This window comes from Kordia sp. (assembly GCF_022447245.1).
GTDB lineage: Bacteria > Bacteroidota > Bacteroidia > Flavobacteriales > Flavobacteriaceae > Kordia.
This window is the reverse complement of sequence record NZ_JAKVBC010000006.1, coordinates 43,612-56,022: the sequence shown is the minus strand read 5'-3', so window position 1 is coordinate 56,022 and position 12,411 is coordinate 43,612. Positions and strand designations below refer to the sequence as shown.

The following is a 12,411-nucleotide window of genomic DNA, read 5'->3' as shown; positions in this document are numbered from 1 at the left end:
CTTTTATCATTTCACTAACAGTAGAATTAATTACAATTTATGCCAGCTAATCCTAAGTATTTAAATAAATCACCTTGGCATCAATTTGCTAAAATTACTGCAGGTGTTATAGGAGGTTATATTATTACAGCTTTGATACACCTATGTTTACCATTGTTTTTACCATACCCTAAAGAAGTTTTAATCACTTCTATTTTTACAGTTTTTATGGTTTGGTGTTTATTTCTCATTATTCCATTTTTATTTACAAATGGCTGGAAGGCTTGGACTTTATATCTCATCATCATTGTCATACTACACATAATATATCATTATGGTAACCAACACAATCCATTTTTATAATGACTAAGCGAAATTACAATGTTTTCTTTAATACGCACACAGTAAGTGGTATCGTCATAAGTGTTGCGCTGTACATCATTTTTTTTGCGGGAGCTTTTGCTTTGTTTAAAGATGAAATAAAAGTATGGGAAGATGCGACACCGATAAGTCACATAGAAAAACAACATATTGATTTTGATGGCATTTTACAGAAACTCAATGAAGACTACGATTTAAGAAGTAGAGATGTTCAACTGAGATTTGGTGTTGAAAGTGATGAAATCTCAGTCTTTATGAGTGCTCAAAAAGACACATTGGCTGAAACTGTAGATGATCATAGTACATTTTTATATCTCGATACTAAAACATTAGAAACAAAATCCTATGAAGAACAATACAGTTTAGGAGAGTTTTTATATAGATTGCACTTTTTTCAACAAATACCTATTATAGGAATCTATTTAGCAGGTTTTGTTGCGTTATTTTTCTTATTCGCCATTGTTACGGGTATTATAGTGCATTGGAAAAAAATCATTCCAAATTTTTATCATTTTAATCCTAAATCAACGCTTAAACGTGTTTGGACAGATTCACATACTGCACTTGGAGTAATAGGGTTACCATATCAATTTATGTTTGCAGTCACAGGCGCTTATTTTGGGTTGTCTATTTTGGTATTACTTCCTGCAAATTTCTTATACGGCGGTGATCAAGATAAATTGATAGCGGATATGCGCCCAGATGTAAAAAGCTACGAATGGATAGCACCTTCAAACGAAAAAATGCCATGCTTAAATACGTATGTAATAGAGAACACAAAAAAATGGGATAACTATACCGTAACTCGTGCTTTTATCAAAAATTATGGTGGAACTAATATGAAGTATGTTCTTTTAGGAGAATTGCATGCTAAGGAGCGTTTTATTGGTCTTGGGCGAATAATTTATAATCCTTACACAAGTGAAATTGAAGACATCAAAAAACCTGGTGAGTTTAACTATTTAGAAGATTCACAGCGATTGATGGGACGCTTGCATTTTGCTAATTATGGAGGCGTTTCTATGAAAATTAGCTATTTTATTTTGGCTTTTATCACCTGTTTTGTCATCCTAACAGGAGTACTTATTTGGATAGAAGCACGAAATAAAAAGAGTATGACATTTCGCCAAAGACTCCATACAGCAAAAGTTGGACATATATACTTAGCTATCTGTTTAACAATGTTTCCAGTAACAGCTTTGTCATTTTTGTTTGTAAAATTCACAAACGGATATTTTGTAGACAAGCAGACAGCTATATATACTTTTTTCTTTATCGTTTGGTTGGCTTTTATTCTATTCTTCCGATACAAGCGCAATAATTATGTCACTAATAGAACCAATCTATTATTAGGTTCAATTTTTGGTTTTTTGATTCCTATTACAAATGGAATATTGCATAATAACTGGATTTGGAATACTTATAAAAATCATCAGATAGAAATTTTTACGATTGATATTCTTTGGATATTCTTGTCCATTATTGGCTTGTTGGTGTACATTAAAATAAAACCAAATATTCAAGAAAAAAGTGCTTTCACAAAATATCCTATCGATTATAGAAATCGAAAAAAACTACTGGCTGAAGAAGCTAAAAAATTGAACAAAAATTTATTAGAAACAGAAAACATTGAAGATAAAAATCACATACCTATGAGAACAAAAATTGTCATCCTTTGGATACTTCTTGGAATTGGCTGGATTATCCATCACATGTATGGATTGTTTAACATTTACTACAATGAAACCCTAGTAATGGAAGGAGCTACAGGAGAAGCTCCATTTTTTCATCATATATATAGAATTCTCTTTGAAGGCTTATGTCTATTTTTTGGATTATTAACGATTGAAGTTTCTAAAAAATGGTTTAAAATAACATCACTCATTTGGGCAAGTATTGCAGGTTTATACAATGTATATCATTTTGTAACAGCTCTTATTTTTGAAGGCGGAAATATCTCAGAAATATTTATGCTATTGCTCATGGTGATCACTAGTATTTTCCTAATTAAAAATTTAAATAATTGGAGAAAATAATTTTTTCATATCAGAATTAAAATGGGAAAAGCCATATCAAAATTGATATGGCTTTTCCTTTCTAAAAAATACACTTAATTAACACTGAGAAATCTTTATTTTAATTGATTATATAGGATGTCTGATCTACTTCACTCAATCTAAAATACCCTAAAACTTCTTCATCAGGATTGTTTGGATTGATACAATTTCCTTTTAATTGTACAGGTGTTGTTGCAAAAAGTCCAGCGTCATCATTTTGGAGAATTATTATGCTTATGTAATTATAAAAACGTTCTGAAATTCCATACAATTTTATGTCTACAGTTTCGCCTGTAACTAAATTTTCATTGTCATATTCAATAAAATTTTCGTTTCCATCGGTAAACTCATCACTAAGTTCCGCAAGGGTTCGTAAAGGCAAATTGGAAGGAATGAATTCGCCTAAATAATAATTATTAATATCTTCAGGATCATAAAAAAAATCTTGATCTGTATTTCTCTTTCATCCAAATCACCTTCTATATCTTGTTCTATCGAATTAATATTAGAAACAGGTATTAACCTTTCTGTTGCTATTTAGGTTTGCCCATTGTATTGAATTTCTAAAGAATATTCTTGATTTAATTGCGGGACAAAATTAGTCGTAACATAATTACCATTATTCTGATCTTGAAAAATGAATTCCATTCCGTCATCTTCTTAGGTTACAATTACGGAAGCTCCTGTAACAGAAACATCAAGATTGCTATCAAAATACGCAGTAGACTCACTTAGCTTAATGGTTTGTGTTTGTCCCGAAGTACCTTTCTCCCAATTTATGAGAGCCTCTATCAACAATCTGCTACCAGCATTCGGAACATCAACATCCACCGTGTCTGTACACGAAATTAAAAAACTAAGTTTTACAAGAATTACACTTGTGCTGTTATATATTTTTGTCTTTTTCATGAGTTAAAATTTAAAGTTGTAGGTTACTGAAGGAATAATGCCAAAAATAGCAGTACGTGTAGCTTTGTTTATACCTGTATCTGTATTTTGTCCATAAGATATGGAAGCAGTATTTCTTCTATTGAAAAGATTGTAAATGCTAAAAACCCATTCACCTTTCCAGTTACGATTGTTATTTTTTCTGGGTGTTAAAGTTGCCGAAATATCCAATCTGTGATAGGCAGGTAATTGATCTGCATTTCAAGTAGAGTAGATGGCGATGGACAATTCATTGAATTGAAACTGTCCGTTTGGATACGTAACAGGATGTCCAGTTTGAAACATCATATTAGCGCCAAATCGCCATTTTTCATTCAGTTTGTAACTTCCCGTAAATGAAATATCGTGTGTTTTGGCTCAAGGAGTATTGTGCCATTTTCCATTGTTAAGTCCTATACCGCCAATTGCAACGCTAGGCGAACGTTGTTCTGATTTAGAAAGTGTATACGAAAGCTAACCTGTAAAATCGCCTGTGTTTTTGCGAAGTAAGAATTCTAGTCCGTACGCTCTAGATTCTCCGATCAAAATCTCTGTTTCAATCGTATTTTGTGCCACAAGTTCAGCACCATTAATATAATCAACTCGATTGTCTATGGTTTTATAATACGCTTCTGCTTCAATAGAAAACATATTATTCTTGAAGTTTCTAAAATACCCAACCACATATTGATCGGCTATTTGTGGTTTTAAAAACTTCCCACTTGGTGCCCAAACATCTAAAGGTGTAGCAGATGTTGTATTGGAAATTAAATGTAGATATTGTGCCATGCGATTGTAACTTGCCTTTACAGAAGATTTCTCGTTCAGTTGATAAGACAATGCTAATCGTGGTTCAAAATTATCAAAAGATGCAATACTTTTACCTTTGCCATATGTCGTTTTTCCAATGGGATTTGCACGCTCATAAATATCTAAATCTACATTGTAAATTACAGGCAAATTATTGGCATAATCGTTCAGTATCTACTATACTAAGCGATTAAAATAGCTATAGCGAATACCATATTGAGCCGTTAGTTTTTCAGAAATTTTATATTCTAAACCTGCATAAATTCCAACTTCAAAAGCAAATTTATCATCTAATTTCCTTGAATTAATTACTGAAGTAGTATCAAGTAGATTTAATTGTTCTGGATTGAAATTGTAACGAATTCCACTCACACCAAAAGCAAATTTTAGTTTATCATTTAAATAATAACCTACATCATAACGAATGTTGTAATTGTAAATGTCTGATTTATAGTCAACACCTTTCGTGTTAATTTCAAGGTTGTAGTTATAACAACTATAAATTAGTTAGAGATTCGCAAATAGTTTAATGTTAAAAATATGGTTCCAGCGCAAGTTTCCTGAAAGATTTACGTAAGAATTTGTAAAGAAATTAGAAAGCTTCTTCGATAATATAGTTTTTCCTTTCTGGAGTTAAAGAAGAGCAATTATTTGAAACCATACTAGAAAATAGAAACCGCACAAACAGAAGATGTTTGTGCGGCTTTTGTATGTGATAAAGTTATTTAATGTTGAATTAGTTTTTTGCTTTTAGGAAAGGTCCTGCAATTGCCATAATAGCACCAATTAAACAAACCCACAATCCGATACCTGCAGAACCCAATCCGATATTAGAGGCGTCAATTATATATTTAAGATCAAGACCTAAGGTTATAATAGCTACAATTACGGCTATTATATTACTCCATTTTTGTCTTAAATAAGAACTTAGTGCTACAATAATACCAAATGCAATAAAAGCATAAGCAGTTGAATTCATAGCAAGTGCATCCCAAAAGCTTATCGAAATAGGTCCTATAGTAACTGAAGGTAAAAAAACAGAAATAAGGATTAAAATTCCTCCAATAACTCCAATAAATTTTTTCATAATAGTTTGATTTGAATTAGTTAGTTTTGATTAATTGATTGTGATTTTGTAGAGATGCTGGGTTACATCTTTTAAGGCTATTATTAATTGAGGAGATATTTTTTATTTGTAAGTTTTTTGATCTTTACGAATAATGTTTACAATTTATGTTTTTTATTTAAGAATTTGTGATTTTTTTTGATCAAAAGTCAATATTTTTTCCTTGTGTATAGTAGGTTTAAAATAATGATAGGTATAAAAAAAATCCACTCATACGAATGGATTTTTATATTTAATGAAGTAATATATATTAACTAGCAACTTTTTTATCTTTTATAAAAGCCCCTACAATTCCCATAATTCCTCCAATTGCAGCAATCCATAATCCAATACCTGTAGAAGCTCCTTGACCACTAGCATCTGAAATCCAAATAAAGTCAATAACAAGTGCCAAAATCGCAAAGATGACAGCAACTATTTTACTCCATTTTCTTCCAAGATATGAGCATGCGGCAACAATAGCTCCAAAAGCCATAAATACAAGTACAGCTCCTTTTGAAGGCGCGCCTTGCCATAAACTAACAGAAATAGGTCCTACAGTAATGGAAGGTAAGAAAACAGAAATTAGGATTAATACTCCTCCAATAACTCCGATAAATTTTTTCATAATTGATTTTACTTTATGTTATTGTAGAGATATACCAACAGCAAGAAAAACGTAACCTCTTTTTTTGCTTTTTTTTTGAGAAAAGTTAATTTTTATTGGAGTGACGCCAATATGTTAGAAAGGGTTGTAATGGATTCTTGTTTTATTTGTTTCTTTTGAAGGTTTTCAGGAAGTTGAATGCATTGTACAGGCAATTGATTTGCTTGTTTTTTATGTAAAGAGAGTCGCATATGTACTTTTTACGCAAACTTTTTAAAATAATACGCAACTTTTTTAAAATTAACCATCTGCATACAAAACCTGATTATGAAATTACCACTTACCACACTACTTTTACTTACTTTTTCATTCACACTCGCACAAGGCGAAGCCAATATTTGGTACTTTGGGAGAAATGCAGGTTTGGATTTTTGAAAATTGCACCATTTCACAAGGAATTTCTCCAAATGGTGATGGACTCAATGATACTTTTGATATTTCTTGGATGAGTGCAACAAGCGTGAAAATTTTTAATAGAAACAGAATTGAAGTATATCAAGCTCGTAATTATAAAAACGAATGGGGCGGACAAGATAAAAACGGAAATATTGTACAGACAGGAACCTATTTTTATATGATTACGGATGAAGATCAAGAAATGCGCAATGGTGGATATATGTAAAAGGGTAAATTATATATTGTAAAATGTATGTTTATCTAATGTCTTTTTATCTGCAAAAAAATAAATGGTTTCCTCGCCATTTTTGAGTTTTTTGTACACATCAAAACCTACATGTTTGTAAAAACGAATCAAACGAATATCAGATGTTTCAAAGAGAATAGGCAACTTACGTTCTTTTGAAAGTCTAAAAAGCATTTTGTTAATTTCGTTCAAACCTTCCAAACTCCCATAACCTTCTTCTTGTGCAATGAACCAGACATAGATATAATTGACAACTTTTAATTTGTGCTTTTTGATCTCTTTTTCATTATGTAATACCTTTTTAATATTTGCTAACGGAATGCCTTTTACTACCTTAAGATATCTCCAAAAATCACCAAAGCTTTTTTTTAGTTTTTGATGTTCGTAAAACAACACAATCGTTTTTTTATTTTCAGCAACATACACACCGTTGTTACGCAATGCTACTTTAAAACAATAATTAATTGCATTAAAAACGTTTTTTGAAAAGCTTTTTTTACCCTTGTTAAATAGTAATGCCATTCTTGGGTTTTTCAAGAACCGATTTCTGATGAGTTGTATGTTTTGCAATTGTTCTTCTTTAGATAGTTGTTGCTTGCTCTCCATTGTTTTTTAAAAGATTAAAATGTGATTGATACGCCTGAAAAACACTATTTTCCTGATGATATGGTACGTTGTATTTTTTTGCTAATTGTTGAATGATAGGTGTAATATTTGGATAGTGAATGTGCGAAACTTTTGGAAACAAATGATGCGCCACATGATGATTAAAACCGCCAAGTAACCAGGTTGTCAACTGACAATTGGTAGCAAAATCGGTCGTTGTAATTAGTTGATGATGCGACCACGAATACGGCATTTTACCATCGTTGTTTGGAGTTACAAAAACAGCATGTTCGGAAACATGCGATGGTACCAATGCTAATGTTAAAAAATAACTTGCTGCAATATGTAAAATAAAATGTCCAAATAACACTTGGGTAATAGTGAATGATGTAAAAAGAATTGGTAATACTATAAAAACAGAGATATACACCATTTTAAAAACAGTCAGTTTGACATATTCCTTTTTCGGAATCTTTTTCAAGAATGAATTCTTAGCAAAAAAATCTGTAAAATCACGAATATAAATCCAGTTGATCGTATAAAAAGCATACAAAAAAGGAACATAGATATATTGAAATTTATGATACGATTTGTGTGTGGCTTTTGGTAAAATCTTGACGATTTTTGTTTGTGTCAAATCAGGATCTTTTCCGTGGGTATTTGGAAATGTATGATGTCCAAATTGATGTCGTTTTTGCCAAGTGTATGAATTTGCTCCAATCAAATCAAGCTGAATTTTAAAATACGAATTCACCCAACTCTTGGAATGTGCTATGCCATGAATAGCATCATGCGCCACATTGATCGCCAAAATGATTCCTAAAACTCCAAGAATACCAAAAAGTAAAAACACAAGGTAACTTTGGTGAACAAAAAACACAAGGAAGTATGCAATCAAAAATAATGTTTTTATAAGTATATATTTTGCTACAAGACCTGTGTTTCCATATTTAGAAAACGCATTTGTTTCAAAATAACATTGTACTTCTTGACAAAGTTCTTTGTGAAAGAAATCTGACTCTTTTGGAAATGTTACTTTTGCTTTCATACCATCAGTTTTTGAAAAACCATATCATACGCTTCTAAGGTATATTGTACATCTTCTTTGGTATGCAAACATGTTGGTGTCAATCTGAAAATAACTACGCCTTTTGGAACAACAGGATAAATAATCACAGAACAATACACACCAAAATTGTGAACGAGTTCTCTTTGAAGATGAAAAACCTCCTCCATTTTTATGTTAAAATAAACAGGCGTAATATGACTGTCCACATGTTTTACTAATAAATTGCGTTCTTGTAAACCATGTTGAAGTTGATTTGTAACAGCGAATAATTTTTCTCTACGATTGTCCGCTTTTTGTATAATTTTTAAACGTTCATTCAAACCATATACAATTGGCATTGGCAATGATTTTGAAAACATTTGTGAACGAAGATTGTATTTAAAGTAATTGATTACTTCTTTCTTGCCCGCAATGATAGCGCCAAACGAAGCCATTGATTTTGTAAAGGTTGTAAAGTATAAATCTACTTTATCTTCTAAGTTGTGTTCACATACAGTGCCACTTCCATTTGGACCCAATACTCCAAAACCATGTGCGTCATCCACCAAAAGTCTAAAATCGTATTCTTTTTTTAGATCGCAAATTTCTTTCAATTTTCCTTGTGCGCCCGACATGCTAAAAATGCCTTCAGTGATGACTAGAATGCCACCGTTCGTTTTTTGTATAAGTTCTTGTGCAATCTGTATTTGTTCAGTTAGACTATGAATGTCGTTATGTTTGTAGATTAACTTTTTTCCGCGATGCAATCGAATGCCATCGATAGTACAGGCATGACATTGCTCATCGGAAATCACGATATCATTTGGAGACAATAAAGCATCAACAAGAGAAACCATTCCTTGATATCCAAAATTGAGTAGCAAGGCTTTTTCCATTTTGACGAACTCAGCCATGTTATGCTCAAATTCATCATGTAAAACCGTATCGCCTGTCATCATTCTGGAACCCATTGGATAGGTAATTCCCCATTTTTTTTGAGCAAAAGTATCGATCTCGTCAATTTCTTTTGAGCCTGCGAGCCCTAAATAATTATTATAACTCCAACAAATAAGTTCTTTATTTTTAAAGAAAATATGGTTGGAAATTTTTCCTTCAAATTTCGGAAAAGCAAAGTCACCTTCTATGATGTCTTGCAATGCTCCAATTGGTCCGTTGTGATTTTGTATTCTTTCAAAAATATCCATGGTAATGTCTTTTTTAATGTAATGACATAAATGTACATGGATAGTATTTAGCGGATGTCTAGAATCCTCATTCAGTCAGAAAATAGGACAAATCAATACAATAATAAAAACCTGTAACATGGATTTTGTTACAGGTTTTTATATAGCATATAATAAATGATCTTTTTACATTTGAATACCATTTTGTTCTGCGATCGGATCAGGGATTTCATTAACATCATCTTCAATCATTTGTCTAATGTCAATTTCAATGCCACGTGCCATTGTCGTTACAGGAACATCATTGGCAATTCCTTCAAATGGATTTTCTGAAACTTCACCAATGCGTTCCATCGTATGAAAAATCCAAGAAATGATCACACTAAACGGAATGGTGAACCAAACAAAATTTGGCCCAATGAATTCAATGATATAATGAAAATTACCTTCAGGATGCAATTCCCAAGTTTCTGTCAATGCTACAATTTCATTTCCAATTTCATCAAACTCATGCATCATTCCGAAAGGTAACAACAAGACAAAAATCCAAATAAAGAATCTATTTAAAGTAGCAAATTGTCTAGGATAAGGAAAGTTTTTTATGCGTTCCGCTTTCCCTTGTAGTGTAAAAAACTCTACCATCATTTGCTCCATTTCTAAAAAAGAAAACTCCCAAATATGACCGCTCTCTTTTAATGAACGAAGTTGCTTAGATTGTAAGTTGATACACGCTGCTTGCTTGTTTTTTTTGCTTAAAATATATTGTTTTTCTTCTTCAGTGACGTAACCATCCAACTCTTCTGATAAAGTATATATACGTTCATTGATTTGAATACCATCCATGTATTCCTTATCAGATTTGTTGCTTCGAGAAAGTTCCCAAGGTTTTGGTGCACGTAAGGCATAACGCAATGAAGTCATCCACGCTACATGACGCATGATCAACTGTTTTTTGATTTTGAACAATTCTTCTTTGGAATACTTTTCTTTTGCATGTTCATTTTTAATAAAATCATTCACCATAATCGCAAAAGAGCGAGAAGCATTTACAATTCCGCCCCAAATTTTTCGAGCTTCCCATAGGCGACCGTACAAGGCATTATTTTTAAACGAAATGATAAATGAGCATGATGTAAGGTGTAAGAGTTTAAAGTGTATTCGGATGTCTCTTTACAAGATATGTAATTAAATCGATTTTAAAACGTTGATGAGTTCGTCTGGATTTGGTCTATTAGTGTAATCCGCTTTAGCTTCTGCATAACGTACAATTCCTTTTTGATCAATCAAATAACGAGCAGGCATTGGTAATGTCCAACTGTCTTCTCCGTTATAAGTAGGCAAATTGATTTTAAATTGATCGTTGTATAAAGATTTTAACGGATCAGCCATTGTCCAACGTAAACCAAATGCAGCAGCAATTTCATTTCCTTTATCCGATAACAAATCAAAAGGCAAGCGTTGGCGTTCTACAATTTCTGCATTATACTTAGCAATTTGCGGAGAAATGCTTAGCAAGGTCGCATTACTTTCTTCCAATACACTCAGATGTCGTTTTAAATTGCTCAAATCTAAATTGCAATATGGACACCAAACCCCACGATAAAACGTAAGGATCATTGGTCCTTTTTTGAGCACATCTTGACTGTTTATCAGATTTTCATTTTGATCTGGTAAACGAAAGTCAGGTGCTTTTTTGCCTACTTTTAGAATTGTATTTTCAATTCCTGTTTCTTGCAAGACCTTTGTAGCATGGTGCATGATCTGAATTGCTTCTTGTGGCAATCCGCTCTCAATTTTCTGTTTGAGATTGACTAATCGTTTTTCAAAAGTCATGACTTAAGCATTTAGAATATGATCCGAGATATGCGCATCAAATCGTGTAAAATCATCTTCAATCGTTGGATTTTTCATCACGTCATACGCTGCGAATGTTGGTAAGGCTTCCATGCCAAAAAACTTAAAATTTAAGTGTGTAGGTAAGAATAAATCATCTACACTTTTGCCTGCAAAAAACCATTGATCCTCATTATTGAAAGCGTCTTTTGGCGCATTGAAAGTTAATGATAGCATGTATTTTTTTCCTTGTAAGGTTCCGCCAGTTCCATATTGTTTGGTAGCATCTTGTCTTGATCGTCCATCGCCAGCACACAATCTGCCATCCATTCCAAAACTATATACATAATCTTGATACTTCTTAAAACTCCAAGGTGTCGCCATCCAGTTCACGGGCATTTGAAGTATGATTACATCGGCCCATAGATGCTTTGCAACTTCTTCTTCGATGTTGAAATCGTCTTTCATTGTTGTTGTTTTGATGTCGAATTCTTCTTTAGGAAGTATATTTTCAATTCGTTCTACAAAACTTTTATTCAATGCTCCTTTTGAGAATTCGTATTCCTCGTGACCATTAATAATGAATATGTTTTTCATGTTTTTTTATGATTTGATAATTTTTTAAAAGTTTCACAAAGATACTTTTAATAGTTTATTTTCGAGACTATTGAGGGTTTTTTGCATAAATTTGTGGTTACAAAAACGTAACCATGGCACGAAAAGTTATTGATAATCCGAATCATTGCAGTTTGGTACATGCAATGAATATTATAGGAGGAAAGTGGAAACCTATTATTATTTACATATTGGCAAATGGAAATTTACGCTTTGGAAAACTTCTCATTTTTATTCCAACGATTTCAAAAAAAGTATTGACAGAACAATTGCGAGAATTGGAAGAAGATGGTATCATTAATCGGGAACGTTTTGCCGAAACTCCGCCACGTGTAGAATATTCTTTGACTGAAGTCGGGGAAGCATTGTTACCCATTTTACGCCAACTTAGCGAATGGACTGCAGCTAGTTTTGAAGACGTTGAATTTGAAGCGTGTAAGATTGTAGACGTATAATTAAGTCTGAAACACCATCATTTTTTATCAATTCAAAACTTATATTAAAACGATTTGGAAAAAGAAACAGTAGAGCTATGTTAACATAGCTCTACTTAGAA

The 12,411-nt window shown here is 32.3% G+C and carries 16 protein-coding genes and 1 pseudogene; 4 read left to right on the top strand and 13 right to left on the bottom strand.

The genetic code is table 11. The annotated features are described in order from the left end of the window. The first annotated feature begins 39 nt into the window (after window positions 1–39). Together MK119_RS05830 and MK119_RS05825 are read left to right on the top strand one after the other, a co-directional pair. Window positions 40–342 (top strand): hypothetical protein, encoded by a 303-nt coding sequence (locus MK119_RS05830; protein ID WP_290671770.1) that lies wholly within the window; start codon window positions 40–42, stop codon window positions 340–342. Further along, window positions 342–2,396, top strand: coding sequence for a PepSY-associated TM helix domain-containing protein (locus MK119_RS05825; RefSeq protein WP_290671768.1), 2,055 nt, complete (start codon window positions 342–344; stop codon window positions 2,394–2,396). Before MK119_RS05830 ends, MK119_RS05825 begins: the two co-directional genes overlap by 1 nt. Before the next feature lie 100 nt (window positions 2,397–2,496). On the opposite strand, the pseudogene MK119_RS05820 reads toward MK119_RS05825, so the two are convergent. From MK119_RS05820 to MK119_RS05790, 7 genes and pseudogenes are all read right to left on the bottom strand, one after another. Continuing rightward, window positions 2,497–2,841: pseudogene (locus MK119_RS05820) on the bottom strand (DUF4249 family protein); the annotation flags it as partial. Window positions 2,842–3,077: 236 nt separating this feature from the next. Further along, window positions 3,078–3,326, bottom strand: a complete 249-nt coding sequence (locus MK119_RS05815; protein ID WP_290671766.1) for a hypothetical protein — start codon at window positions 3,324–3,326, stop codon at window positions 3,078–3,080. A gap of 3 nt (window positions 3,327–3,329) precedes the next feature. Further along, window positions 3,330–3,536, bottom strand: coding sequence for a hypothetical protein (locus MK119_RS05810; RefSeq protein WP_290671764.1), 207 nt, complete (start codon window positions 3,534–3,536; stop codon window positions 3,330–3,332). Window positions 3,537–3,818: 282 nt separating this feature from the next. Next, a complete protein-coding gene (locus tag MK119_RS05805; RefSeq protein ID WP_290671762.1) occupies window positions 3,819–4,304 on the bottom strand; it encodes a TonB-dependent receptor in 486 nt (161 codons plus the stop codon). 27 nt (window positions 4,305–4,331) lie between these two features. Continuing rightward, window positions 4,332–4,526 carry a hypothetical protein gene (locus tag MK119_RS05800; RefSeq protein WP_290671760.1) on the bottom strand — a complete coding sequence of 65 codons (195 nt, stop codon included), beginning with the start codon at window positions 4,524–4,526 and terminating at the stop codon, window positions 4,332–4,334. A gap of 364 nt (window positions 4,527–4,890) precedes the next feature. Next, window positions 4,891–5,241 carry a hypothetical protein gene (locus tag MK119_RS05795; protein ID WP_290671758.1) on the bottom strand — a complete coding sequence of 117 codons (351 nt, stop codon included), beginning with the start codon at window positions 5,239–5,241 and terminating at the stop codon, window positions 4,891–4,893. A 289-nt stretch (window positions 5,242–5,530) separates the two neighbouring features. After that, complete coding sequence (locus MK119_RS05790) at window positions 5,531–5,887, bottom strand: hypothetical protein (protein ID WP_290671757.1); 357 nt, start codon at window positions 5,885–5,887, stop codon at window positions 5,531–5,533. Window positions 5,888–6,281: 394 nt separating this feature from the next. Between MK119_RS05790 and MK119_RS05785 the strand changes: the two genes are divergently transcribed. Next, window positions 6,282–6,548: a gliding motility-associated C-terminal domain-containing protein gene (locus MK119_RS05785; protein ID WP_290671952.1), complete on the top strand. Its 267-nt coding sequence runs from the start codon at window positions 6,282–6,284 to the stop codon at window positions 6,546–6,548. A 9-nt stretch (window positions 6,549–6,557) separates the two neighbouring features. Here the strand turns inward: MK119_RS05785 and MK119_RS05780 are convergent, their stop codons facing one another. The 6 genes from MK119_RS05780 to MK119_RS05755 form a co-directional block, all read right to left on the bottom strand. After that, window positions 6,558–7,175, bottom strand: coding sequence for a hypothetical protein (locus tag MK119_RS05780; protein WP_290671756.1), 618 nt, complete (start codon window positions 7,173–7,175; stop codon window positions 6,558–6,560). Then, window positions 7,150–8,223, bottom strand: coding sequence for a fatty acid desaturase (locus MK119_RS05775; RefSeq protein ID WP_290671754.1), 1,074 nt, complete (start codon window positions 8,221–8,223; stop codon window positions 7,150–7,152). Before MK119_RS05775 ends, MK119_RS05780 begins: the two co-directional genes overlap by 26 nt. Then, the gene (locus MK119_RS05770; RefSeq protein ID WP_290671752.1) at window positions 8,220–9,428 is read right to left on the bottom strand and encodes an aminotransferase class I/II-fold pyridoxal phosphate-dependent enzyme; all 1,209 of its coding nucleotides are present in this window, start codon (window positions 9,426–9,428) and stop codon (window positions 8,220–8,222) included. Before MK119_RS05770 ends, MK119_RS05775 begins: the two co-directional genes overlap by 4 nt. 165 nt (window positions 9,429–9,593) lie before the next feature. Next, window positions 9,594–10,565: a bestrophin family ion channel gene (locus tag MK119_RS05765; protein WP_290671950.1), complete on the bottom strand. Its 972-nt coding sequence runs from the start codon at window positions 10,563–10,565 to the stop codon at window positions 9,594–9,596. A gap of 27 nt (window positions 10,566–10,592) precedes the next feature. Beyond that, window positions 10,593–11,240, bottom strand: a complete 648-nt coding sequence (locus MK119_RS05760; protein WP_290671750.1) for a peroxiredoxin-like family protein — start codon at window positions 11,238–11,240, stop codon at window positions 10,593–10,595. A 3-nt stretch (window positions 11,241–11,243) separates the two neighbouring features. Further along, on the bottom strand, window positions 11,244–11,837 hold the full coding sequence (locus MK119_RS05755) for an NAD(P)H-dependent oxidoreductase (RefSeq protein ID WP_290671748.1): 594 nt from the start codon (window positions 11,835–11,837) through the stop codon (window positions 11,244–11,246). Window positions 11,838–11,950: 113 nt separating this feature from the next. Here MK119_RS05755 and MK119_RS05750 point away from each other — a divergent pair, with 113 nt between their 5' ends. Beyond that, entirely contained in the window at window positions 11,951–12,310 is a 360-nt protein-coding gene (locus MK119_RS05750) for a helix-turn-helix domain-containing protein (protein ID WP_290671747.1), read from the top strand. The last annotated feature ends 101 nt before the right edge of the window (window positions 12,311–12,411 follow it).